This is a genomic window from Arthrobacter sp. P1_B3 (assembly GCF_056406615.1).
The window spans coordinates 21,668-42,675 of the sequence record NZ_JBFTZV010000018.1 but is presented as its reverse complement, the minus strand read 5'-3'; the positions used below and the strand labels follow the sequence as shown (position 1 = coordinate 42,675).

At 67.0% G+C, this 21,008-nt stretch carries 24 protein-coding genes; 7 read left to right on the top strand and 17 right to left on the bottom strand.

The features are described from left to right. Window positions 1-25: 25 nt before the first annotated feature. Together AC1D2F_RS17285 and AC1D2F_RS17280 are read left to right on the top strand one after the other, a co-directional pair. Window positions 26-1,540 carry an amino acid permease gene (locus AC1D2F_RS17285; protein ID WP_364744165.1) on the top strand — a complete coding sequence of 505 codons (1,515 nt, stop codon included), beginning with the start codon at window positions 26-28 and terminating at the stop codon, window positions 1,538-1,540. Between the two features lie 298 nt (window positions 1,541-1,838). Then, window positions 1,839-3,566, top strand: a complete 1,728-nt coding sequence (locus AC1D2F_RS17280; RefSeq protein WP_476967261.1) for a thiamine pyrophosphate-dependent enzyme — start codon at window positions 1,839-1,841, stop codon at window positions 3,564-3,566. Window positions 3,567-3,673: 107 nt separating this feature from the next. On the opposite strand, the gene AC1D2F_RS17275 is transcribed toward AC1D2F_RS17280, so the two are convergent. Both AC1D2F_RS17275 and AC1D2F_RS17270 read right to left on the bottom strand, forming a co-directional pair. Continuing rightward, window positions 3,674-4,213 carry a DinB family protein gene (locus tag AC1D2F_RS17275; protein WP_229995770.1) on the bottom strand — a complete coding sequence of 180 codons (540 nt, stop codon included), beginning with the start codon at window positions 4,211-4,213 and terminating at the stop codon, window positions 3,674-3,676. Between the two features lie 164 nt (window positions 4,214-4,377). Further along, window positions 4,378-5,094 carry a DUF2306 domain-containing protein gene (locus tag AC1D2F_RS17270; protein WP_476967260.1) on the bottom strand — a complete coding sequence of 239 codons (717 nt, stop codon included), beginning with the start codon at window positions 5,092-5,094 and terminating at the stop codon, window positions 4,378-4,380. A 131-nt stretch (window positions 5,095-5,225) separates the two neighbouring features. Here AC1D2F_RS17270 and AC1D2F_RS17265 point away from each other — a divergent pair, with 131 nt between their 5' ends. Continuing rightward, the gene (locus AC1D2F_RS17265; RefSeq protein ID WP_476967259.1) at window positions 5,226-5,957 is read left to right on the top strand and encodes a TetR/AcrR family transcriptional regulator C-terminal domain-containing protein; all 732 of its coding nucleotides are present in this window, start codon (window positions 5,226-5,228) and stop codon (window positions 5,955-5,957) included. A gap of 31 nt (window positions 5,958-5,988) precedes the next feature. Here the strand turns inward: AC1D2F_RS17265 and AC1D2F_RS17260 are convergent, their stop codons facing one another. The 3 genes from AC1D2F_RS17260 to AC1D2F_RS17250 all read right to left on the bottom strand — a co-directional run bounded on the left by AC1D2F_RS17260 (window position 5,989) and on the right by AC1D2F_RS17250 (window position 7,809). Continuing rightward, window positions 5,989-6,777, bottom strand: coding sequence for an alpha/beta fold hydrolase (locus AC1D2F_RS17260; protein ID WP_476967258.1), 789 nt, complete (start codon window positions 6,775-6,777; stop codon window positions 5,989-5,991). 90 nt (window positions 6,778-6,867) lie between these two features. Further along, window positions 6,868-7,365 carry an SRPBCC family protein gene (locus AC1D2F_RS17255; protein ID WP_229996114.1) on the bottom strand — a complete coding sequence of 166 codons (498 nt, stop codon included), beginning with the start codon at window positions 7,363-7,365 and terminating at the stop codon, window positions 6,868-6,870. A 12-nt stretch (window positions 7,366-7,377) separates the two neighbouring features. Further along, complete coding sequence (locus tag AC1D2F_RS17250; protein ID WP_364744174.1) at window positions 7,378-7,809, bottom strand: ArsR/SmtB family transcription factor; 432 nt, start codon at window positions 7,807-7,809, stop codon at window positions 7,378-7,380. A gap of 123 nt (window positions 7,810-7,932) precedes the next feature. Here AC1D2F_RS17250 and AC1D2F_RS17245 point away from each other — a divergent pair, with 123 nt between their 5' ends. Both AC1D2F_RS17245 and AC1D2F_RS17240 read left to right on the top strand, forming a co-directional pair. Further along, complete coding sequence (locus AC1D2F_RS17245) at window positions 7,933-8,946, top strand: medium chain dehydrogenase/reductase family protein (protein WP_364744177.1); 1,014 nt, start codon at window positions 7,933-7,935, stop codon at window positions 8,944-8,946. Window positions 8,947-9,163: 217 nt separating this feature from the next. Next, on the top strand, window positions 9,164-9,736 hold the full coding sequence (locus AC1D2F_RS17240; protein ID WP_476967257.1) for an MOSC domain-containing protein: 573 nt from the start codon (window positions 9,164-9,166) through the stop codon (window positions 9,734-9,736). 51 nt (window positions 9,737-9,787) lie between these two features. Here the strand turns inward: AC1D2F_RS17240 and AC1D2F_RS17235 are convergent, their stop codons facing one another. From AC1D2F_RS17235 to AC1D2F_RS17205, 7 genes are all read right to left on the bottom strand, one after another. Then, complete coding sequence (locus AC1D2F_RS17235) at window positions 9,788-10,219, bottom strand: SRPBCC domain-containing protein (protein ID WP_476967256.1); 432 nt, start codon at window positions 10,217-10,219, stop codon at window positions 9,788-9,790. 130 nt (window positions 10,220-10,349) lie between these two features. Next, window positions 10,350-11,399 (bottom strand): sulfate/molybdate ABC transporter ATP-binding protein, encoded by a 1,050-nt coding sequence (locus tag AC1D2F_RS17230; RefSeq protein ID WP_229996080.1) that lies wholly within the window; start codon window positions 11,397-11,399, stop codon window positions 10,350-10,352. After that, a complete protein-coding gene (locus AC1D2F_RS17225; protein WP_364744183.1) occupies window positions 11,396-12,217 on the bottom strand; it encodes an ABC transporter permease in 822 nt (273 codons plus the stop codon). Before AC1D2F_RS17225 ends, AC1D2F_RS17230 begins: the two co-directional genes overlap by 4 nt. Before the next feature lie 8 nt (window positions 12,218-12,225). Continuing rightward, window positions 12,226-13,041 carry a molybdate ABC transporter substrate-binding protein gene (gene modA / locus AC1D2F_RS17220; RefSeq protein ID WP_476967255.1) on the bottom strand — a complete coding sequence of 272 codons (816 nt, stop codon included), beginning with the start codon at window positions 13,039-13,041 and terminating at the stop codon, window positions 12,226-12,228. Beyond that, window positions 13,038-13,448: a TOBE domain-containing protein gene (locus tag AC1D2F_RS17215; protein WP_476967254.1), complete on the bottom strand. Its 411-nt coding sequence runs from the start codon at window positions 13,446-13,448 to the stop codon at window positions 13,038-13,040. Before AC1D2F_RS17215 ends, modA begins: the two co-directional genes overlap by 4 nt. 126 nt (window positions 13,449-13,574) lie before the next feature. Continuing rightward, the gene (locus AC1D2F_RS17210) at window positions 13,575-14,042 is read right to left on the bottom strand and encodes an SRPBCC family protein (protein ID WP_476967253.1); all 468 of its coding nucleotides are present in this window, start codon (window positions 14,040-14,042) and stop codon (window positions 13,575-13,577) included. Next, window positions 14,017-14,388, bottom strand: coding sequence for an ArsR/SmtB family transcription factor (locus tag AC1D2F_RS17205; protein ID WP_229996085.1), 372 nt, complete (start codon window positions 14,386-14,388; stop codon window positions 14,017-14,019). Before AC1D2F_RS17205 ends, AC1D2F_RS17210 begins: the two co-directional genes overlap by 26 nt. Window positions 14,389-14,573: 185 nt before the next feature. On the opposite strand from AC1D2F_RS17205, the gene AC1D2F_RS17200 reads away from it, so the two are divergent. Next, window positions 14,574-15,134 carry a hypothetical protein gene (locus AC1D2F_RS17200; protein WP_476967252.1) on the top strand — a complete coding sequence of 187 codons (561 nt, stop codon included), beginning with the start codon at window positions 14,574-14,576 and terminating at the stop codon, window positions 15,132-15,134. Window positions 15,135-15,153: 19 nt separating this feature from the next. Here the strand turns inward: AC1D2F_RS17200 and AC1D2F_RS17195 are convergent, their stop codons facing one another. The 5 genes from AC1D2F_RS17195 to AC1D2F_RS17175 all read right to left on the bottom strand — a co-directional run bounded on the left by AC1D2F_RS17195 (window position 15,154) and on the right by AC1D2F_RS17175 (window position 19,600). Further along, a complete protein-coding gene (locus AC1D2F_RS17195) occupies window positions 15,154-15,534 on the bottom strand; it encodes a RidA family protein (protein ID WP_229996190.1) in 381 nt (126 codons plus the stop codon). 108 nt (window positions 15,535-15,642) lie between these two features. After that, entirely contained in the window at window positions 15,643-16,407 is a 765-nt protein-coding gene (locus AC1D2F_RS17190; protein WP_290369418.1) for an amino acid ABC transporter ATP-binding protein, read from the bottom strand. Beyond that, window positions 16,404-17,330 carry an amino acid ABC transporter permease gene (locus tag AC1D2F_RS17185; protein WP_476967251.1) on the bottom strand — a complete coding sequence of 309 codons (927 nt, stop codon included), beginning with the start codon at window positions 17,328-17,330 and terminating at the stop codon, window positions 16,404-16,406. Before AC1D2F_RS17185 ends, AC1D2F_RS17190 begins: the two co-directional genes overlap by 4 nt. Before the next feature lie 12 nt (window positions 17,331-17,342). Further along, entirely contained in the window at window positions 17,343-18,302 is a 960-nt protein-coding gene (locus tag AC1D2F_RS17180; protein ID WP_476967250.1) for an ABC transporter substrate-binding protein, read from the bottom strand. Continuing rightward, window positions 18,302-19,600 (bottom strand): alpha-hydroxy acid oxidase, encoded by a 1,299-nt coding sequence (locus tag AC1D2F_RS17175; RefSeq protein ID WP_476967249.1) that lies wholly within the window; start codon window positions 19,598-19,600, stop codon window positions 18,302-18,304. Before AC1D2F_RS17175 ends, AC1D2F_RS17180 begins: the two co-directional genes overlap by 1 nt. Before the next feature lie 141 nt (window positions 19,601-19,741). On the opposite strand from AC1D2F_RS17175, the gene AC1D2F_RS17170 reads away from it, so the two are divergent. Next, window positions 19,742-20,992, top strand: a complete 1,251-nt coding sequence (locus tag AC1D2F_RS17170; RefSeq protein ID WP_476967248.1) for a CdaR family protein — start codon at window positions 19,742-19,744, stop codon at window positions 20,990-20,992. The last annotated feature ends 16 nt before the right edge of the window (window positions 20,993-21,008 follow it).

Genomic DNA, 21,008 nt, shown 5'->3' with positions numbered 1-21,008 from the left:
CTCTGACAGATCGAAAGGAACACCCATGCCCAACAACCCCAATGACGAGGTTGGCTTGTACCAGGCTGATGGTGGCCACGCCCACGCTTCGGATGCCTTGATCCATGCGGAGGACTCGGGATACCACAAGAGCCTGAAGCCCCGGCAGATCCAGATGATCGCGATCGGCGGCGCCATCGGAACCGGCCTGTTCCTGGGCGCCGGCGGCCGGCTCAACGCGGCCGGCCCGTCACTGGTCATCGCCTACGCCGTCTGCGGCTTCTTCGCGTTCCTGATCCTGCGCGCCCTGGGGGAACTGGTGCTGCACCGGCCCTCGTCAGGATCGTTCGTGTCCTACGCCCGCGAATTCTACGGAGAGAAAGCCGCGTTCATCTCCGGCTGGTTCTACTGGATCAACTGGGCCACCACCACCATCGTGGACATCACCGCCGTGGCCCTCTACATGAACTTCTTCGGCAAATATATCCCCTGGATGGGGGCCGTACCGCAGTGGGCGTGGGCGCTGATCGCCCTCGTCGTGGTCCTCTGCCTCAACCTCGTCTCCGTCAAGGTGTTCGGCGAGCTCGAGTTCTGGTTCGCCCTGATCAAAGTCGCGGCCCTCGTCGCGTTCCTGCTGATCGGCACCTACTTCGTCATGTTCGGAACCCCCGTGGAAGGCCAGGAAGTCGGCTTCAGTCTCATCACCGACAACGGCGGCATCTTCCCCAACGGCCTGCTGCCCATGATCATCCTCATGCAGGGCGTGCTATTCGCCTACGCCTCGATCGAACTGATCGGCACCGCCGCCGGCGAAACCAAGAACCCCGAAAGGATCATGCCCAAGGCCATCAACTCCGTGGTCTTCCGCATCGCCGTCTTCTACGTCGGCTCGGTCATTCTGCTCGCCCTGCTGCTGCCCTACACCTCGTACGAAAAAGGCGTCAGCCCGTTTGTGACGTTCTTCGGATCCATTGGTATCCAGGGCGTGGACGTCATCATGAACCTCGTGGTCCTCACGGCCGCCCTGTCCTCGCTGAACGCCGGCCTGTACTCCACCGGCCGCATCCTGCGCTCCATGTCAGTGGCCGGATCCGCCCCGAAGTTCGCCCAGCGGATGAACAAGGCCGGTGTCCCCTATGGCGGCATCGCCATCACCGCCGGAGTCTCCCTCCTCGGGGTCCCGCTGAACTACCTGGTCCCCGGCCAGGCGTTCGAGATCGTCCTGAACGTCGCCTCCGTAGGCATCGTCGTCACCTGGGCCACGATCGTGCTCTGCCAGATCCAGCTCAAACGATGGGCAGACAAAGGCTGGCTTGAGCGCCCCTCTTTCCGGATGGTCGGCGCCCCCTACACCGGGTACCTCTCCCTGGTGTTCCTGCTCGGCGTGCTCGTCATGGTCTTCATCGACTCCCCGCTCACGCTGCTGGTGACCTTGGTCGCCTGCGCCCTGATGGTAGGCGGCTGGTACGCCTGCCGGAAACAGATCCACGACATCGCCGAAACCCGCGACGGCTTCACGGGCGCCGCGCCAGTGCTGGCCAGCCGGACCCCAATCCGCTAATCGAACATCCTGTTGCCGACCGGTCACACAACCCGACATACAACCTGAAAGCCTCCATGAAGCCACGAAACCCGCTCAGTCCCGGCCGAACTAGCACGCTGCAGGAACTCGACCCGCCAGCCGCAAACACAGGCAAGCCGCCGGCGTCGAACGACAGTTGCGAAGACGGCTGCTTCTTCTGCACCGGACCGGAAACAGACTAGGCATCAGCAACCGCTCCGCTGAGTTCAGCGGACATGCCATGCCCGCCAACAACCCAAGAAGACAAGTAGTGATGAAAACGGAGTCTGCACCCACCATGACCGCAACCGACACCCACCCAGTTGAAGGCGACACCATCAAAACCCTACAGACGGTCCCAGGGGCTATCCTGGATAACCTCAACGGCGCCAGCACCCTCAAGTCCGCCGGCCACGTGATTGTAGATTCGCTCGTGGCGCACGGGGTGGAACGCACCTTCGTTGTCCCGGGGGAAAGCTTCCTGGACGTCCTCGACGGGCTGCACGGCTCGGACATCGAGACCGTGGTCTGCCGGCACGAGGGCGGCGCCGCCTACATGGCCGAGGCCGACGGCAAGATGAACCAGCGTCCCGGCGTCGCCATGGTCACCCGCGGACCCGGGGCAGCGAACGCCCACGTGGGCCTGCATACCGCTTGGCAGGACTCCACCCCGATGCTGCTCTTTGTCGGCCTGATTCCGTTCGCGCACCGGGACCGCGAGGCGTTCCAGGAGTTCGACATCAAGGCGTGGTTCGACACGGGGGCCAAACGCGTGATGGTCCTCGACCACCCCGAGCGGGCCTCCGAGATTGTCGCGGAGGCAATGTTCGCGGCCATGAGCGGCCGTCCCGGGCCAGTGGTGGTGGGTCTGCCGGAGGACATCATCCGCGCACAGATTGATCCGGCCCTGCACCCGCCCATCCCGGTGGCCGCAGGCGGGATGAGCACTTCGGATGCCGGCGCCCTCGCCGAAGCCCTGGCACAGTCCAAGAAGCCGCTCTTCGTCACCGGCGGGAACGACTGGACCCAGGAAGCAGCCGGGGAGCTCACCCGGTGGCTGGAAAAGCGCCACATCCCTGCCGCGGCGGAATGGCGCACGCAGGGGACCGTCTCCTCCGATTCCCCCAGCTATGTGGGACCGATCGGCTACGGCCGGCCCCGCCCCACGTACGACCTCCTGGAGGAAACCGATCTGCTTGTTTTCGTCGGGACGGTCCCGGGGGACGTGATCACGGACGGCTTCGTCTGCCGGCAGGACTGGAACAAGAAGAACTTCCTGGTCACCATCGATCCCTCGCTGCGCGGCCGCTCCGGCCCGGTCTCCCGCCAGATCCTGGCCAAGCCGGAGGCTTTCGTCCGGGATCTGGTGAACATCGACTTGCCCGTCAAGGAAGAGTGGAAGGCGTGGACGGCCCGGATGCGCGCCGAGCAGCAGTCCTTCGCCAGCCTTCCGCCGTCGAAACCCGGCAACGGGCCCGCAAAAATGGACACCCTGATGGCGAACCTCGTGCCGCTGCTGCCGGAGGACGCCATGGTGACGTTCGGGGCGGGCGAGCACACCAACTGGGCGCACCGGTATTTCCCCACCCGGTGCTACGCCTCGATGATCAGCGCCCGCAATGGCTCCATGGGCTACTCGGTGCCCTCGGCCATCGCCGCCTCGCTGGCCAGCCCGGAGCGCCGCGTGGTCACCATCGCCGGCGACGGGGAATTCCTGATGAACGGCCAGGAGCTCGCCACGGCCGCCCAGTACGGAGCCACACCGCTCATCATCGTGATGGACAACCAGGAGTACGGCACCATCCGCACGCACCAGGAACGCCACTACCCGTCCCGCGTATCGGGGACGCAGCTGAAGAACCCCGACTTCGGCATGATGGCCCGGGCGTTCGGCGGTTTCGGCATCACGGTGACCGAGGATCAGGACGTCCCGGCCGCCCTGGAGGCTGCGCTGACCGCCATCGACCAGGACGGCGTGTTCGCCCTCGTCCACCTCGTCGTCGAACAGCGGGTCAAGGCATACTAGATCGCGCCAGTAATACCTGGTTGCTCTATCAGTCCTGGTCGTCATTCCGCGTCCGTGACCGCCAGGACTGATAGAGCAACGGGTGGTAGCGTCGACCCGCCTCGAGGCTACTCCCCCGTCTCGCCGTCCAAGGCCTCGCGAAGGAGGTCGGCGTGGCCGTTGTGCCGGGCATACTCCTCGATCATGTGGCACAGGATCCAGCGCAGGCTCGGCGCCGACCCGTCCGGCCACGGGCGCCGGGCCAATTGGTCCAGGCCACCGCCGGCCAGGGCCTCCGCGACACTGATCCGGGACCGGTCCACGGCATCCTGCCACAGGGTCCGCAACTGGTCCGGGGTGTCCCCGGCGGCGGTTTCCCACTCCCAGTCCGGGTTGGCCTTCCAATCCACGGTGTCGAACGGGGCCTCCCGGTCCCGGGCGTGCAGGGAATGGGAAAACCATGCGCCCTCCACGTAGGCCATGTGCTTCAGCAGCCCGCCCAGCGTCATCGATGAGGCAGCGGTAGTGGCCCCGAAGCCGGCGGCGTCCAGTCCGGCGCACTTCCACGCCAGCGTGGCCCGCTGAAAGTCCAGGAATCCCAGGAGGGTCGCGGCTTCGTCGCCTGCTAGGGGAGGTTCCGGGCGGCCCTGCTCGTCAACAATTGTCATGCGCGTGAGTCTAGCGGCGCGGCCTCCGGCGGCCTCGTGGCGCGCCGGTGCAGCCCACCCGCCCCGCCGGCCTCGCGCTCGGCCTCGAACTCGCCGGAATCTCTCCCCTTCGCCGGGAAAGTACGGCGAGCCGGGACGCTTCCGGCGACTTCGACGGCGGCAGTCTAGCCCGGCGTAACAGCACCCGCCACGGCCGGCCGCCCGGAAGGCCGCGGCACCCGCACGAACCGCCTGGCGCGCCGGCGGATGACGTACTCGGCCACCACAACGTTGATCACCCAAGCCGACCCCAGGAGCACTGCCCGTGTCGGCTCGTCGGGCGGGCCGACCAGCAGGATCCACGGCAGGCCCGTCAGCGCCTGCGTTCCGGCGGCGACGCCGATCGCGTAGCCCCGGGTCATCCACGCGCCGTGCCGCACGAAGTCCCGGCGCACAACCGCGGCGATTCCGAGGGCGATGCTCGCCGCCATGGCCGAGCCGAAGACGATTCGCAGGACGAAAAGTGCGGGCCCGTCGCCGGGCGGCAGCGGATAAAAGAGGGTCATCCACAAACCGGACAGGGCGGCCAGCAGGCCCGCGGGTGCCAGGACGCGGCCGGCCACCCGGTGCCAGCCGCGGCGGCCCCGCAGTGCGGGGAGGAACTGGAACGCCCCGAGCAGGCTGTAGGTGGTGACGCTGAGAATGTGCGTCACCACGGGCACGGGCGAGGCGAAGAACCTGGCGTTCTGGGTTGTGACGACGGCTCCGCCCGTCAGTTCCGTCAGCCGCGCCGCACCCGCGATCACCGGAATGAGGCTGAGAAGGATCAATCCGGCAGGCACAGGCCACTGGGGGCGGCGGCGGACGCGGGGAACGGGGGCGCTGCTGGCATGTGTTGTCACGGCGTAGTCCTTGGCTGGGATGGCTGGCGGCGGTAGTACATGAGCGGGGTGTACGGCGTACACCTGATGCGGCCACGTTAGGTGTACGCCGTACACTTGTCAATAGGGGTCCGTTAGGGAAAGGTGGCCGGATGACCCAGCAAGCGGAGCGCACGCGCCGGATACCGTTGAGCCGTGACCGCGTCCTGGCTGCCGCCGTCGCGCTGGCCGATGAGGTGGGGATCGAGGCGCTGAGCATGCGCCGGCTGGCGCAGGAACTCGGCGTCGTGCCGATGGCGCTCTACAAGCACGTGGCCAACAAGGAGGAACTCCTCGACGGCATGGTGGACGCCCTCGTCAGCGAGATCGATCCTCCCGTCCGCGATGCCGGCTGGAAGGACGCTGTGCGCCTGAGGGTGCTCTCGGCGCGGCGGGCACTCCTGATGCACCCGTGGGGCCGGCAGGTCCTGGAGTCGCGCACCAACAAGACGCCGGCGGTCCTTGGCTACATGGACTCGTTCATCGGCATGTTCCTGGCGGGAGGCTTCTCCGTGGACCTGACCCATCACGTCATGCATGCCCTCGGCAGCCGCATGTGGGGGTTCACCCAGGAGCTGTTCGACGACTCCGCCGGCGGAAGCGCGGAGGCGCCGCCCGCCGTACCGCCGGAGGCACAGGCCGCCATGTTCCGGGAGATGGCCGAGCGTTATCCGAACATCCTGAAGGTCGCCACGGCCTCCGCGCACACGGACTCCGCGGTGGGACAGGGATGCGATGACGAGTTCGAGTTCGAGTTCGCCCTCGACCTGCTCCTGGACGGCTTTGAGCGGCTTCACCGGCAGCGCTGGACGTCCGCTTCAGCAAGGACGTCGACGCCGGAATAGGCGTCGACGCCGGCACCGCCCTAGCTGCCGCCTACTCCTCCAGGAACCGCAGCAGGTAGGGGACAGCGGTCCGCATCGCCCGCAGGTCCCCGCCGCTCGCGGCCAGCTCGCCAAGATAATCGCCGTGGCTGCCGGGCACGATCATGAGGCGTGCCCCCGGAATGACGCGGGCCATGCGCACGGAATGCTCTGCGCTGATGACGTCGCGGTCGGCGCTCAGCACCAGGGTGCGGGCCGTGATGCGCTGCAGGTCAGCGTCCGGCCAGCCGACGAAAGTCAGGATCCGCTGGCGGTCCAGCTCGAACATCCGTTCAAGGTGTCCGGGCTCCGGATTGAGCCGGCGGTCCGCGTCCTTGTATACCTCCGGCATCTCATCGAGGGTGGCCTTCGCCATGCCGTCCCAGAACTCGTCGCTGACGGCGTCCCGGCTAACGAAGGTGGAGGCGGCAATCAGGCACCGCACAGAGGCCGGATGCCGCATGGCCAGCGCCAGCGCGGTGTGGCCTCCGGCGCTGAAGCCGAGCACGTCCACGGTGTCGACGTTGAGTTCGTCCATCACGGCTTTGACGTCGTCGGCCGAGTCTTCGGCGGTGAGCGGCCGGCCGGTCGCCGCGGTCCGCCCGTGGCCTTCCTCATCGACGGCGATCACCTGCAGGCTTTCGGCCAGCAGCGCCGGGATGAGGCCGGCGAAGTTGGTCTCGATGCTCGAGCCTCCGCCGGGAATCAGCAGCAGCGGGGGCTCTCCGGCACGCGGATGGCCATGGACCTCGTAGTACATGCGGAGGTCGCCGTTCGCCGCGTAACCGTGCGTGAATGCCACAGGGCATATTACCGCCGCACGTACCGGGCTGAACAGGGGCTTGGCGAACGACGGCGGGAGATTCCCGCCGTCGTCCGCTTGCGTTGCAGGTCAGGCGTTGACGGACTCGGCAAGGATCGCGTCGACCTGGCCCAGGGCCTCCCCCATGCCCTCTTCCATGCCCATGGCAACAATCTTCTCCATCTGCTCCTCCGCCTCGAACGTGGACAGGATGGTCATTCGGGTGCGGTCGCCGATTGGCTCCAGCGTCACAACACCGTGGATGGTCCCCATGTCCGCCACGGGGTCGCCGTTGTCGTCCGCGAAACCGTCGTCGAACTCCAAGCGGTGCGGGGCCTCGATCGTCACGAACCGCCACCAGCCGCGGGCCTTCTCCCCCTCGGGTCCCGTCATGAAGTAGCTGGCTGCACCGCCCGGGACAAACTCGTGCTTCTCGAAGGTTGCCGGCCATGTGGGAGGCCCCCACCAGCGCTCGAGCAGGCGCGGGTCTTCCCAGATTTGCCAGACGCGCCCAACTCCGGCGTCGAACTCGGCGACTATGGTGAGGCTCAGCGCCTCAAGATTCTTGACTGAACTGATAACCGTCATGACGAACCTTTCCTATCCTTCAGTTTTTCCTTCAGTTTTGTTGCTTTGCGTGTTCCTGGTTTGCCTGGTGCCTGTCTGTGTCCTGCCAGGTTCTGCTGTGGCTGTTTCGGCGAGAAGGTCTGCGATCCGGTCGGCGCGCTGCCGCCAGATGACCTCATACTCGTCCAGCAGGCGGCGGGCCCGCTGCAGTCCGTCGTGGTTGGCCCGCACAATCTGCTCCCTTCCCCGCTTCTCCTTGGAAACAAGGGAAGCGCGTTCCAGCACCGCCACGTGTTTCTGGACGGCTGCGAAACTCATGGCGTAGAGGGCAGCGAGCCCGGAGACCGAGTACGCGCCCATTGTCACGCGCCGCACGATGTCCCGGCGGGTCGTATCGGCGAACGCTTGGAACAGGCGGTCAAGTTCTTCGTCGCTGAGCTGGGCCTGGAGCTGATCTACAACCATTTGGTTGTAGAATAGTCGGGACGCTCGGGCGTGTCAATGGGCGGCGGAACTGTCCCGAATGGCCCTGACGCTGCGCGGCATTGAGCCGATGTGCCGGCTGTGCGGCGAGCGTAGAGTGAGCCCATGAAGCGTGTGGTGATCGACCGCTTCGGCGGCCCCGAGGTCCTAAAGGTAATGGAGGTCGACGATCCCCGGCCAGGTCCGGGCGAAGTCCGCGTCAAAGTCCTGGCATCGGGTGTCTCGTTCACCGACACCCAGCTGCGGGTCGGCACGTATCTCGGCGGGCCGAAGCCGCCGTTCACGCCCGGCTACGAGCTCGTCGGCATCGTTGATGAGCTCGGGCCCGGCTGCTCGCGGGTACGAATGGGAGACCGAATCGGCGCGCTGACGGTGTGGGGAGCCAACGCCGAGCGCGTCTGCGTGCCGGAGGTGTACGCCGTCGCGGTGCCCGAGGACCTCGACCCGGCCGAGGTTGTGAGCCTCGTCTTCCCCTACATGACCGCATACCAGCTGCTTCACCGCACGGCCAAGGCGAAGTCCGGGGAGAGCGTTCTGGTTCACGGCGCGGCCGGCAGGGTAGGCACCGCCGTCCTCGAGCTCGGAGCGCTGGCAGGCCTTCGTCTCTACGGGACCGCTTCCGGCCCGGACTGTGAGGCGGTGGAGCGGCTGGGCGCGGTGGCGATCGACTATCACAACGAGGACTTCCTGGCCCGGGTGCGCGGGCTCACCGGCGACGGCGTGGACGTTGCCCTCGACGGGCTCGGCGGACCGTTGTCGCTGCGCTCCTTCCGCGCACTGCGGCCCGGCGGACGGCTGGTCGTGTTCGGCCGCTACGCCACCATCACGCGGGGGCGCAAGAACTGGCCCGGGGTGATCGCCTGGTATGCGGCAACCGGGAGCGTCGCGGTCTGGGGCGTGCTCTCACCCCGCCGAAAGGTGCTGTCCTACCGCATTCAGAAGTTGCGCATCCACCACCAGGACTGGTTCCAGGCGGACTTCCTCGCGCTGCTCGAGATGCTCCGCCGCGGCGAGATTCACCCGGTGGTGGCCGAGCGTCTGCCGCTTTCCGAGGTTCGTCGCGCCCATGAACTGCTGGGGAGCACCGCGGCGAAAGGGAAGATCGTGCTCGTGCCCTAAGCCGGCATGGCCGCCGCCGCGGCACTACGCGCACGGCCTACGGCCGACCGTCGAGTTCGCCGGAAACCCGCGAGCTCGCCGGAAGGTTGCGGCGAGCCCGCACGTGTCCGGCGAAATCGCCCCGCCGCCGCGCAGCCGCCGCGCCGCCGGCCCGCAGCCCCGCCGCCCCTGTGACCATCGGCGTGCCCGGGCCGGCGATGAAGGATAGTTTGGAGGCATGACGGCAAGTTACAGGTACGACGTCGAGGTCCTGCACCTCCTCGTCTCGCCGGCGCACGCCTACTTCGGCCGCGCACGGGATGGCGCGGCCCAGGTCCCCACCGCAGACGCGGACCGCGTCGAACTGGTGGCCGGCAAGGGCATCGTCGGCGACCGGTTCTTCGGCAAGGCCGCACACATGGACGCCTCCGTCACCCTCCTCTCGATCGAGGCCCTCGAAGCGATGGCCGCGGAGCTGGGAGCCGAGCCCTTCGACCCGCTCCTGACCCGGCGCAATGTTGTCCTCAGGGGCGCACACCTCGCTCCCCTGCTCGGCGAAGAGTTCGCGCTGGAATCGAGAGGGGACGTGGTCCGGCTCCGGGCCGGACGGCCAGCCCACCCCTGCGCCTGGATGGACCGGATGCTCGCCCCGGGTGCCCACGCCGCCATGCGCGGGCGGGGAGGCGTGCGCTGCCAACCGCTCTCCAACGGCATCCTGAGTCGCGGGCCGGCCGTGTTGGTCAGCCCGGTGCCGCTCGAGCCCGGGCAGGCCGGCATCGCCACGCTGCTGCGCCCGTCGCGGCTGCCCTAGCCCACACGCGCCGCGGCCGGTACCCGAACCCGCAGTGGGAGCCCGCTCGGGCTAATCCCGCTCGGCGATCGCTTTCACGCCCTTGACGAGACTGTCCCACATGCCCTTCGAGTGCTCGGCTTCCTCGGCACTTGCGTTGTTGTCCTGCGAAAGCGTCAGTTGCGTGGCGCCGGCCCGGTCCCCGAGCGTCCAGGTGAGCGTGTGGTAGTTCTCGGGCGCATCCTCTTGGCCGCTCAGCGGGCTGAAGTGCGTGACAACGAGCCGCCGGCCGGGTTCAAACTCCAGGACGCTGCCCCTGTCCTCATACGCCTTGCCGTCCCAAACGCCGCGCCACACGATGGGTCCGCCGACCGTCCAGTCGGTCGCGACATCAGTGCCGAACATGAACTCCTTGATGGCGGCAGGGTCGGTGAGCACGGACCATACGCGGCTTGCGGGCGCCTCGATGGTGATGGTCGACGTCGCCACATACTTCCCAGTCATAGCGTTCCCTTTCCTCACAGATTCGGTCAGCGCCGGCAGCGCCCGGCACCGAGACTACTCCGCCGATCAGAACGTCTGTAAGCCCGTCCCGCCACCGCGGCATCTTTCGAGCCGCTGCCCCGCCCGCCGCCTACGCTGGATAGATGGCGATGGCGGCGGCCTTGATGACGAAGTGGACGGTCATTCCGGGGGTGAGGCCGAGGTCGGCTGACGCGGCCGGGGTGATGTCGGCGAAGAGGCCTCCGGCATGGACGCGGATCTGATCGCCGTGCGGCTCAAGGTCCGTGATTCTCACGGGGAATGAGTTTCGCGGGCTGCCGTGCTCTTCGGTGAGGAACACGGACACTGCCGAGGGCGGGAAGACCGCCACGCCGTCCTGCCCGGGGCCGAGGGTGCCGTCGTGGTGGCCCGCGACGACCATCCCCTGGGCGGTGGTGACGCCGGCGTCACTGACGGTGCCGGCCACCAGGTTCAGCCCGGCCAGGCCGGCGGCGAACCGGCTGCGTGGCTTTTCGAGGACGTCGCGGGTCGGTCCTGCCTCGCTGATCCGGCCGTCCTCGAGGACGATCACCCGGTCTGCCAGCATCAGTGCGTCCAGGATGTCGTGGGTGATGATGATGGCCCTGCGGCCGGCGAGGACGCGTTTGAGGAGCCGGCGGAGCAGCGGGGCGGCATGGATGTCGAGGGCGGCCATGGGTTCGTCGAGCAGCAGCAGTTCGGGGTCGGCGGCGAGGGCGCGGGCCACGGCCACGCGCTGGGCCTGGCCGCCGGAGAGCTGTCCGGGGCGCCGCGCGGCGAGGTCCCCGGCGTCGACTTCGGCCAGCCAGTGCATGGCCGTTTCCCGGGCCGCGGCGCTGGACGCGCCGGCGCTGCGGGGCCCGAACGCGACGTTGTCCAGGGCGCTGAGGTGGGGAAAGAGGAGGGCCTCCTGGGCCAGGAGCGCCGTACCCCTGGTGTGCGGCGCCCTCCAAATGTTCTTGTCTGCCGCCAGGTCGAACAGGACCCTGCCGCCGAGTACGGCCTTGCCCGCGTCGGGGCGCAGCAGGCCGGAGATGATCGAGAGGAGGGTCGATTTCCCGGCCCCGTTCGGGCCCAGGATGGCGATGGTCTCGGCCGGTCCGAGGCTGAGGGAGACCTCGAAGCCCCGTGCAGCGAGTGTTGCGTCCAGCTGAAAGGTCACCGGAATGCCCCTTCCGGTGCTGCGTCGACGCGGGGGCGCCGGTAAGAGAGCCCGACGACGGCCACAGCCACGGCGACCAGCAGGAGGGAGAGCGCGACGGCGGCGTCGGCGTCGGTTTCGCGTTGCAAATAGATCTCCAGCGGGAGGGTGCGGGTGACGCCTTGCAGGCTGCCGGCGAACGTCAGGGTGGCCCCGAATTCGCCCAGGCTGCGGGCGAAGGACAGCACGGCGCCGGAGGCCAGGCCGGGCAGCACGAGCGGGATGGTCACCCGGCGCAGCACAGTGCTCGGGCGTGCCCCGAGTGTGGCGGCGACCGCCTCGTACTTGTTGCCGGCGGTGCGCAGGGCGCCTTCGAGGCTGACCACCAGGAACGGCAGGGCGACGAAGGTCTGGGCGAGGACGACGGCGGTGGTGGAGAAGGCGATCTGGATGCCGGCCATTTCGAGGCTTCTGCCCAGGAGCCCCTGGCGTCCGAAGGTGTAGAGAAGGGCGATGCCTCCCACCACGGGAGGCAGGACCAGCGGCAGCAGGACGAAGGCCCTCAGCAGCCGCTGGCCAGGGAACGGGCTCCGGGCAAGAACGAGCGCCAGCGGCACACCGAGGACGACGCAGGCGGCAGTGCTCGCTGCCGAGGTCCGCAGGCTCAGACCGAGTGCCGTCAGCGAAGATTCGGAGGTGATCAGCGGGATGAACTGCGGCCAGTTGACCTTGGCCACCATGGCCACCAGCGGCAGCAGGACGAAGACTGCCCCTGCCGCCGCGATGGCGTAAATCCATGGCGGGATGCCGGTGTACCCGGTGCCGCTGCGTCGGTTCATGCTGTCCTTTACGGGGTGCCGAATCCGGCGTCGCTCAGGACTTTCTTGCCCTCGCTGCCGGTCACCGTCGCGATGAAGGCAGCGGCCAGCTTCTTGTTCTGGCTCGTGCCGACGGTGGCGATCGGGTAGGTGTTTACGGCCTGGTCCGACTCGGGGAAGGGGATGCCTTTGACCTTGTCGCCGGCGGTCTTGACGTCCGTGACGTAGACCAGTCCGGCGTCGGCTTCGCCGGAGGTGACCTTGCCCAGGACATCGGTGACGGAGGATTCCTCGCTGACCGGCGCCAGGGTGGTGCCGGTGGCTTTTTCGACGGTGTCGGTCGCGGCGCCGCAGGGAACCTGGGGTGCGCAGACGACGACCTTCACGCCCGGCCTGGCCAGGTCCGCGAACGAGCTGATCGACGCCGGGTTGGACGGCGGGACCGCGATCTCCAGGGCGTTCGTGGCGAAGTTGGCCGGGGCGCCGTCGGTCAGTTTCGCGTCGGTCAGCTTGGTCATGTTCTTGGCGTCGGCGGAGGCGAAGACGTCGGCCGGGGCGCCCTGGGTGATCTGCGTGACCAGATCCGAGGAGCCTGCAAAGTTCAGCGCGATTTTGGTGCCGGGGTGCTCCGCCTCGAAGTCGCTGGCCAGCTTGGTGAAGGTCGCCTTCAGCGAGGCCGCGGCGAAGACGGTGATCGTTCCGGTGAGAGCCGGCGTGGTGGACCCGCCGCCCGTGGCGGTGCTGCCTCCGGTGGCCCCGGGCGCGCCGGAGGCGCAGCCGGYCAGGCCCGCGGTCAGGGCGCCGGCGACCAGCAGCGCGGTGACGTGCCGGCGGGGCAGGCTCATATAACGCTCTTTCCGTGGGGCGTTTCGATGATGACCGTGGTGGCTTTGACCACGGCAGTGGCGACGGATCCGAGCTCCAGGCCCAGTTCCCGGACGGCTTCGCTGCTCATCAGGGACACAACGCGGAAGGGGCCGCACTGCAGCTCAACCTGCGCCATGACTTTGTCCGCGGTGATGCCCGTGACCAGGCCGACGAACCGGTTGCGGGCCGAACTGCCCACGCGGGCGGGGTCTTCGGGCAGCTGGGCCTGGTCGCGGGCGAGGCGGGCAAGTTCCAGGCCGTCCACGGCCAGCCGGCCGGAGTCATCCTTGACCGGGGTGAGGATTCCGTTCTCGGTCCAGCGCCGGACAGTGTCGTCACTGACCCCGAGAAATCGTGCGGCTTCTGATACGCGAATTTTCGGCATAGCTCCATGATCTCCTATTTGCGGAGTATCTGGGCACTCCAATCCGCAAATCAGTCTAAAACCGTCCCCCTGAGGCTTATCCGAGGTCTGGCGGGGGTCCGCCAGACCTCTACTGGGGCGCTACGCCTAGGCCAAGACCTTGTCCAGCTTGGTGAACGAGGTGCCCCACCCCTCGCGCGTCATGTCCAGCCATTCGGCGCTGGCGAACGGGCCTTGGGTAAGGTGCAGCCGGGTCCGGCCGCCCAGGTCCTCGAACTCAAGCCGCATTTCGGGCCGGAGGGTGATGCCGGCGTCGGGCTCCGCCCGTTGGGTAGCCACCAGGAGCGCCGGCGGGTCGTAGACGGAGATCACGGCGTCAATTGGCCCCTCCTTGGTGACGCCGTCCTCTTCGTAGACCATGACCACGTGCCATGCGCCGCCGACGCGGGGCTCCACGACGATCCGGTCCCGGGGCGCATCCACCCCCACGGGGCCGAACCAGGCGGCGAGCTGGTCCGGATCGGTGAAGGCATCGAAGACCAGTTCGCGGGGAGCATCGAACTCCCTGGTCATGGTGAGGGTGTGGGACTCATGAGTGTTCTGCTGCACGTTCATTGCCAGGCTCCTGATTCTTGGGAACTTGCTGGATCTTTCGCAAATGCGCATCGAGGCGGCTGAAGCTGGCATCCCAGAAGCGCCTGTACTCTTCCATGTATTCGGCAACCTCGCGCAGCGGCGCGGCCTCGAGCTTCGAGGACCGCCACTGCGCATTCCGGCTCCGGGTGATCAGCCCGGCGGCTTCGAGCACCTTGAGGTGGCGGGAGATCGCGGGGAGGCTGATGTCGAAGGGCTCGGCCAGCTCATTCACGGTGGCCTCGCCCTCGGCCAGCCGGGCCAGGATGGCCCTGCGGGTGGGGTCGGCGAGCGCCGAGAAGATGAGGCTGAGCCGATCGACTGGCATCGGGATGCGCCCTTCGTATTTAACACTCCTGCTAATTAACTGATGTGTTAAATATGCTCCTGCGGCGAGCCCTGCGTCAAGGGTTTTCTGCTCCAGCCCCCAATGCGGGAGCTCCCTCGATTTCGGCGCCGACCCGGACCATAATCGGGGGTAACCAGACAACGTTCTGCCGAGAGGAGCCGGCCGTGGCAACTACAGCCTTGCGGGCAGGGATAAGGTATGCGGCAGCCGCGCTCACGCTGGGGATGGTTCTTCTGACCGGGACCGGCTGCTCCTCCGACAATCCAGCGGAAACCGCGAAGATCACGCCGGCGACCAACGGGATCAACACCGTGGTCGGTCCGATGAAGCTGGCGGACATGCTCATCCTCTCCCACGGAGCGGACCAGCCCGGACGGATCATGGGAACCATATTCAACACGTCCTCAACGGACGCGACCGTCACCATAACTGGGGCAACAGGTTCGAAGGTATCGATTCCGGTCAAGGCCAACGGCGAAACCTCCCTGGCCCAACCCCCGGCCATGATGCTGGACCCCACGGCGGGATCTCCCGGTTCCTTGGTCACGGTCCGGGTGAGCGAAGACTCCACGGGTACGTCGGCCGATGTTCAACTCCCGGTCCTCGACTCCACGCTGCCCGAATATCAGTCCTACATGCCCGCAACGCCGGGGAGCACTGCCACACCATCTGGGACCGGGTCCCCCAGCCCCAGTCCCAGCCCCTCCCCTAGTCCCAGCCCGTAGCCCGCGCCCTACGCACCCGTTAGGGAATGGCCGCGACGACGTCGATCTCGACCAGGAAGTCCCCCAGGAACGACCCCACCGTGGTTCGCGCCGGATAGGGGGCTTCGATGAACTCTGCGTAGATTGCGTTGAACCCGTCAAAGTCCCGTCCCGGGTGGTGCAGATGCACGGTTGCCTTGACCACGTGGGAAAAGTCCAGGCCGTGCCCGCCCAGGACGGCGGCCAGATTCTTCATGGTCTGCGCGGTCTGTTCTTCAATGGTGGAGCCGACAGGTTCGCCGGTGGCCGGGTGGTGCGGAGTCTGGCCGGCGGTGTAGAGGAAGCCGTTGGCGGCGATGGCCTGGGAATAGGGGCCTGCCGGGCTGGGTGCGAGGCCGGTGCTGATCTTCTGTCGCGACATGGCGCTGTGTCCTTTCATGCGGCCGGCCTGCTGGCCGGCCGGGGTGTGGCTGATGTGCGGCCGGCCTGCTGGCCGGCCGGGGTGGCTGATGTTCTGGTTGCTGATGTTTTAGAGGACCTTTGAGAGGAAGGCCTGGGTGCGTTCGTGTTGCGGGTTGCCGAGTACATCGGCCGGGGCCCCGCTTTCGACCACGACTCCCTGGTCCATGAACACCACCTGGTCGCTGACCTGGCGGGCGAAGCCGAGTTCGTGCGTCACCACCACCATGGTCATCCCCGCCTCGGCCAGGGACTTCATGACGTCGAGCACCTCGCCCACCAGTTCCGGATCGAGCGCCGATGTTGGTTCGTCGAAGAGCATGAGCCTGGGTTTCATGGCCAATGCGCGCGCAATCGCGATCCGCTGTTGCTGCCCACCGGAGAGCTCCTGGGGGTATGAGTGCCCCCGGTTACCGAGTCCGACGCGGTCCAGCAGGGTCTGCGCTTCGGCGGTGACCTCGCTCCGGGGCCGGCCCAGGACATGAACGGGCGCTTCCACGATGTTCTCCAGCACGGTCATGTGCGGGAAGAGGTTGAAGCGTTGGAACACCATTCCTGCGGTCCGCCGCGAGCGTGCTGTCTGCCGCTCTTTCATTTCGTAGAGCCGCCCGTTGCGCTCGGCGTAGCCGACCAGCTGTTCGTCCACGTACAGGCGACCGGCGTCGACCTTTTCCAGGTGGTTGATGCAGCGCAGGAAGGTCGTCTTTCCGGAACCGGACGGGCCGATCAGGCAGGTCACCGAGCCGCGTTCGACCCTCAGATCAATGCCCTTGAGGATTTCCGTTGAGCCGAAGCTCTTGCGGACGCCCTGGGCTTCCACCATGGCGGTGTTCATCGTAGTGTCCTTGTCTTTGACTGGCGGGTCCGTCGCGGCGCTGCGTCGAAGCCGCGGCCATAGCGCCGTTCGAGTTTGGTTTGGAAGAAGCTGAGGATGGTTGTCATCAGCAGGTACCAGAGGCTGGCGACAATAAGCAGCGGGATGGTTTGGTAGTTGTTGGAGTAGATGATCTGGGCCGAGTACAGCAGGTCCGAGATCGCCAGGACGCTGACCAGGGCCGTGCCCTTGAGCATGGAAATGACCTGGTTGCCGGTCGGCGGCAGGACCACGCGCATCGCCTGGGGAAGGATTACCCGGCGCATGAGCTGGCTGCCGTTCATCCCCAGGCCCCGGGCGGCGTCGTACTGGCCCTTGTCCACCGAGCCGATGCCGCCGCGGATGATCTCGGCCATGTAGGCGGCCTCGTTCAGGGACAGTCCCAGCAGCGCGGCGCCAAGGGGCGTGATGAGCACATTGGCCGAACCCAGGACCAGGGAGGGTCCGCCGAGGGGAAGACCGAAGGCGATCACCGGATACAGGGCGGCGATGTTGTACCAGAAGATCAGCTGCACCAGCAGCGGTGTGCCGCGGAAGAACCAGATGTAGCCCCGGCTGATGGTGCTCACGATCGGGTTGGCCGAGAGCCGCATGACCGCCAGGACCGTGCCCAGCGCGATGCCGACGCTCATGGACACCACGGTCAGGAGGATGGTCAGCCCGGCCCCGGCGATGATCTGCGGCGCAAAGAGATAGGAGACGACCACGTCCCAGTGGTACCGCTGGTTCACCGCCACGTCCCACGCGGCGCTGAGCGCGACCAGAATGAGGACGACGGCGCTCGCCAGCCGGAGCGGGTGCCTGAGCGGCACCACCGGGATGGAGTCGCCCGGCGCCGCCGGCGTGTCCTGAAGGGTGCCGGGGATTGAGTGTTGTTGCTGCATTGTGCTCACCTCCTATTGGGCGAAATTGACGCGGGCGTCGGTAATGGCGCTGGACTCCAGGCCGTACTTTCCGAGCACCTTGAGGTACGAGTCGCTCTGGATGACACCGGAGAGGGCAGCGGAGACGGCATTGACCAGGCCGGAGTCCTTGGGCAAGCCCACACCGACCGGCGTGAAGTCATATTTTGAGGCGATCTCGATCTGCGGGTTCTGCGTGGCGGCGAAGTTCAGGATGGGTGAATCCGCCAGGACGGCGTCCAGCCGCCCGCTGCCAAGAGCGGAGATTGCCTGCCGCGTGTCCTGGAACTCGCTTCTCTGGATGGTGTCCTTGCCGCCCGCGGTGCAGGCCTTGTCGTACTCGGGGACGTTGATCGTGAGCTGGTAGGAGCCGGTCAGGAGGCCCAGCTTCTTACCGCACAGGGCGTGTTGATCGGTGATCCCCTGCGGGTTCCCCTGGGCCACGGCAATCGAGTTGCCCATTTGCATGTAGTCAACGAAGTCCAGGACCTCCATGCGCTTGTCCGTGGGGGTCATCGAGGAGACGGTCATGTCGTACCGCCCAGCGGCAATCCCCGGGATGATGGAGTCGAAATTGGCCACCTGGATTTCCACCTTCACGCCCAGGGCCTCACCGAGGAGGCGTGCGATGTCCGGGTTGGTCCCCGTCATCTCCTGGGTTCCTTCCCGGTAGAACTGTGTCGGCGGCTCGTTGGTGGGGATGGCCACGCGCAGGACCCTTGTTGATTTGATCGATTCCGGGAGCAACTGTGCGGCGGCGTCGTTGACCGCGAGGGCGGGGACTCCGGTGCCGTTCCCGGCGGAGTCTCCCGACGGCGTCGCCGGTGTCGACGCCAGGGTGGCGGTGCCCGGCGCGCAGGCGGTGGCCGCGAGCAGGAGTGCCGCCGTGGCCATGACGGCAGGAATGCCGCGGTGAATGCGCTTCACGGGAGCAGGTGCTGTGGGGGTTTTCATCAGGGGGTCCTCAGATCGGAGTAGGCCAGCTGGGCCGGGGGGATTTCGGGGGGAAGGGTGCAGGCGTTGGCCTCGCTGCGGTGCCGGATCAGGTCCCGGCCCTCGTCGCGCAACTCTTGGATCGTGGATACTCCGAGGAGCATCATGGTGCGCGTCATTTCCGCTGCCAGCAGCTTCAGGACATGGGCAACGCCTGCCTGGCTGGCTGCGGCAAGCCCGTACAGGTAGGGGCGGCCGATCGAGCAGGCGTCGGCGCCGAGAGCGAGGGCCTTGACGACGTCGGAGCCGCGGCGGATGCCGCCGTCGACGATGATTTCAATCCGGCCGGCCGTCGCCTCGACAATTTCGGGCAGTACGTCCAGGGCCGAAGCCATGTGGTCCAGCTGTCTGCCGCCGTGGTTGCTGACCTGGATGGCGTCGATGCCGATCCCGGCTGCCATGACGGCGTCCCTGGGGTTGACCACACCTTTGAGAATGATGGGACCGTTCCACCGCTCCCTTAGGTCCCGGATGTCGTCCCAGTCGGTCGGTTCGTAGGACCCCGCCAGCAGGGTCCGCCACATGTCAGGGGTGCTGGAGAGCGGGCCTTCAGGGATTTCCGCGTCCAGGTTCGGGAAGGCGATCGCATCGTTGGCCAGGAATCCAAGGGCCCACCGGGGGTGCAGTGCCCCTTCGATGACGGTCTTGGGCTTGATGGACGGCGGGGCGGTGAATCCGTTGCGGTAGTCGCGTTCCCGGTGACCAATGGCGCGGCAGTCGACGTTGACCACAAGCGCTTCGTAACCGGCGTTCGAGACCCGGTCCAGGACAGCCTGCAGGAGGCCTTTGTCCGCCGTGGGCTCGAGGTTGAACCATCGCCGCAGCCCTGGTGCGGCGGCGCTGACGTGCTCCATAGTGGTGGTGCTCAAGTGCGCCAGCCCGTAGGGAACGCCGGCCTCAAGGGCCGCGCGGGCCACCGCGGACTCGCCGTCGGGGTGGAACAACCTGGTGCCGCCGGTTGGGGACAGGGTCAGCGGCATCGCAACCCGGCCGCCCAGGAGGGTGGAGCTGAGGTCCAGGTGCTCCACCGATCCCCATTTCGGCAGGAAGGCCCAGTCATCAAAGGACGTCCGGTTGCGCCGCAGGGAGACCTCGTCCTCGCCGCCGCCCTCGATGTAGTCGAACACGCTCCCGGGAAGGCGTTTGGCGGCCAGTTTCCGCATGTCTTCAACGCTGTAGCACCGCCGCGACAGCCGTTCCGCCACTGACCGGGCGGGGCCTTGAACCGCCGCCAGTGACTTGATGTCTTTCATTCTCATATCGCGTCCTTTATGTCTTGCGTGTAGGTCCTGCGTGGAACGCTCGATCAACTGCGTCCCTCAATGGTGACGAAGATCTCACCTTGCCTACATGTTGATTCCTCCAAAAGAATTGATTTTGACCTGTGATATCGTCCATGCATGGATCAAGGGGAACAGCCAGTTGCTGAGCTCGACCAGAACGCTGCGGTGGTGCGGTTGTCCGACTGCATCCAACTCATGCAGGCCGATCTGGTGCACGCCAATCCCGCGCCGGACAACCTCGCCCATCCCGTCTCGGACGTCCTCATGTATGACCCCATGGACGCATGGACCAGCATCGAGGACCGGATCATCCTGGCTGTCGGGCTGAGCTGCGGCTCGCCGGATTTTGACCAGCTGCTGCACCGGGCGTCCAACAGCAACGCGGCCGCAGTGATCGTCAAGGCCCACGGGGCGTCCCTGGACGAGCTGCAATCCGCCGCGGTCCGCCACAGCCTCGCGGTCCTGGTCGCACCCGACAATGCCGATTGGACGCGGCTGGTGGCGCTGGCCCGGGCGTCGGTCATGGGCGCCGCCGTCGATTCCGTCTCCGGGGTCCGGCTCGGGGATCTCTACGCCTTTGCCAACGCTGCCGCGTCCATCACCAGCGGCGCAGCCAGCATCGTGGACCCGCTCGGACGGGTGCTTGGTTATTCGACCCTGCCGGGCCAGCCCATCGACGAATTGCGCCGCGTCACCACGCTCTCCCTGCAAGAGATCAAGCCGCCCGCCTTCGACGCGGATTTCAAGATCGTCTATGCGTCCGGAAATGCGGTGCTGATCCCGGCAGCGGATGATGAGATGGCCCGCCTTGCCCTTGCCGTGAGAGCCGGCGGTGAACTGCTCGGCTCGATCTGGATCATCGATCCCGGCGAGGACAAGCGGCAGACAGCCTTGGAGTCGCTCAACAGGATGGCGCCGCTGGCAGGGCTGCACATGCTCCACGCCCGTTCGGCATCCGATTTTGGCGAACGCCGGAACGGGGACTTGATTCGAACGTTGATGGAGGACACCGTCCACGCGTCCTTTGCCGCCGCCCAGCTCGGGCTCGATGCCGCCCAAGGGCTCGCGGTCGCGGCTTTTTCAATCAACCGCCCCGAATCCGGGACACTGGAGTCGGTGCGCGAAATTCACCGGCTGCTGCCTTGTCACGACGGTTTGCAACATCCAGTTCAAGACGAGCCACACCGCCCTCATTGGCTCGGTGGTCTACGCCCTTCTGCCGTGCGGGGGAACCAGCCCGCGGACCGTGCACCGGCGCGTAGCCCAGGAGATCGGGGCCTACGCCAACACGATCAGCTCCTACCCGATCATTGCCGCCGTCGGAGGCATCGCACCCAAGCTGCAAGACCTGCCTCGATCCAGGGCTGAAGCGCTGCAAACACAG

What these genes read in the sequence shown, in the direction of transcription:
- AC1D2F_RS17225 (WP_364744183.1), bottom strand. Translation starts at nt 12,217, where the DNA reads ATGAACCGACGCAGCGGCACCGGGTACACCGGCATCCCGCCATGGATT.
- AC1D2F_RS17205 (WP_229996085.1), bottom strand. Translation starts at nt 14,388, where the DNA reads ATGCCAGTCGATCGGCTCAGCCTCATCTTCTCGGCGCTCGCCGACCCC.
- AC1D2F_RS17170 (WP_476967248.1), top strand. Translation starts at nt 19,742, where the DNA reads ATGGATCAAGGGGAACAGCCAGTTGCTGAGCTCGACCAGAACGCTGCG.
- AC1D2F_RS17180 (WP_476967250.1), bottom strand. Translation starts at nt 18,302, where the DNA reads ATGAAAACCCCCACAGCACCTGCTCCCGTGAAGCGCATTCACCGCGGC.
- AC1D2F_RS17280 (WP_476967261.1), top strand. Translation starts at nt 1,839, where the DNA reads ATGACCGCAACCGACACCCACCCAGTTGAAGGCGACACCATCAAAACC.
- AC1D2F_RS17190 (WP_290369418.1), bottom strand. Translation starts at nt 16,407, where the DNA reads ATGAACACCGCCATGGTGGAAGCCCAGGGCGTCCGCAAGAGCTTCGGC.
- AC1D2F_RS17285 (WP_364744165.1), top strand. Translation starts at nt 26, where the DNA reads ATGCCCAACAACCCCAATGACGAGGTTGGCTTGTACCAGGCTGATGGT.
- AC1D2F_RS17265 (WP_476967259.1), top strand. Translation starts at nt 5,226, where the DNA reads ATGACCCAGCAAGCGGAGCGCACGCGCCGGATACCGTTGAGCCGTGAC.
- AC1D2F_RS17275 (WP_229995770.1), bottom strand. Translation starts at nt 4,213, where the DNA reads ATGACAATTGTTGACGAGCAGGGCCGCCCGGAACCTCCCCTAGCAGGC.
- AC1D2F_RS17255 (WP_229996114.1), bottom strand. Translation starts at nt 7,365, where the DNA reads ATGACGGTTATCAGTTCAGTCAAGAATCTTGAGGCGCTGAGCCTCACC.
- AC1D2F_RS17245 (WP_364744177.1), top strand. Translation starts at nt 7,933, where the DNA reads ATGAAGCGTGTGGTGATCGACCGCTTCGGCGGCCCCGAGGTCCTAAAG.
- AC1D2F_RS17185 (WP_476967251.1), bottom strand. Translation starts at nt 17,330, where the DNA reads ATGCAGCAACAACACTCAATCCCCGGCACCCTTCAGGACACGCCGGCG.
- AC1D2F_RS17215 (WP_476967254.1), bottom strand. Translation starts at nt 13,448, where the DNA reads ATGCCGAAAATTCGCGTATCAGAAGCCGCACGATTTCTCGGGGTCAGT.
- AC1D2F_RS17235 (WP_476967256.1), bottom strand. Translation starts at nt 10,219, where the DNA reads ATGACTGGGAAGTATGTGGCGACGTCGACCATCACCATCGAGGCGCCC.
- AC1D2F_RS17240 (WP_476967257.1), top strand. Translation starts at nt 9,164, where the DNA reads ATGACGGCAAGTTACAGGTACGACGTCGAGGTCCTGCACCTCCTCGTC.
- AC1D2F_RS17250 (WP_364744174.1), bottom strand. Translation starts at nt 7,809, where the DNA reads ATGGTTGTAGATCAGCTCCAGGCCCAGCTCAGCGACGAAGAACTTGAC.
- AC1D2F_RS17195 (WP_229996190.1), bottom strand. Translation starts at nt 15,534, where the DNA reads ATGTCGCGACAGAAGATCAGCACCGGCCTCGCACCCAGCCCGGCAGGC.
- AC1D2F_RS17175 (WP_476967249.1), bottom strand. Translation starts at nt 19,600, where the DNA reads ATGAGAATGAAAGACATCAAGTCACTGGCGGCGGTTCAAGGCCCCGCC.
- AC1D2F_RS17210 (WP_476967253.1), bottom strand. Translation starts at nt 14,042, where the DNA reads ATGAACGTGCAGCAGAACACTCATGAGTCCCACACCCTCACCATGACC.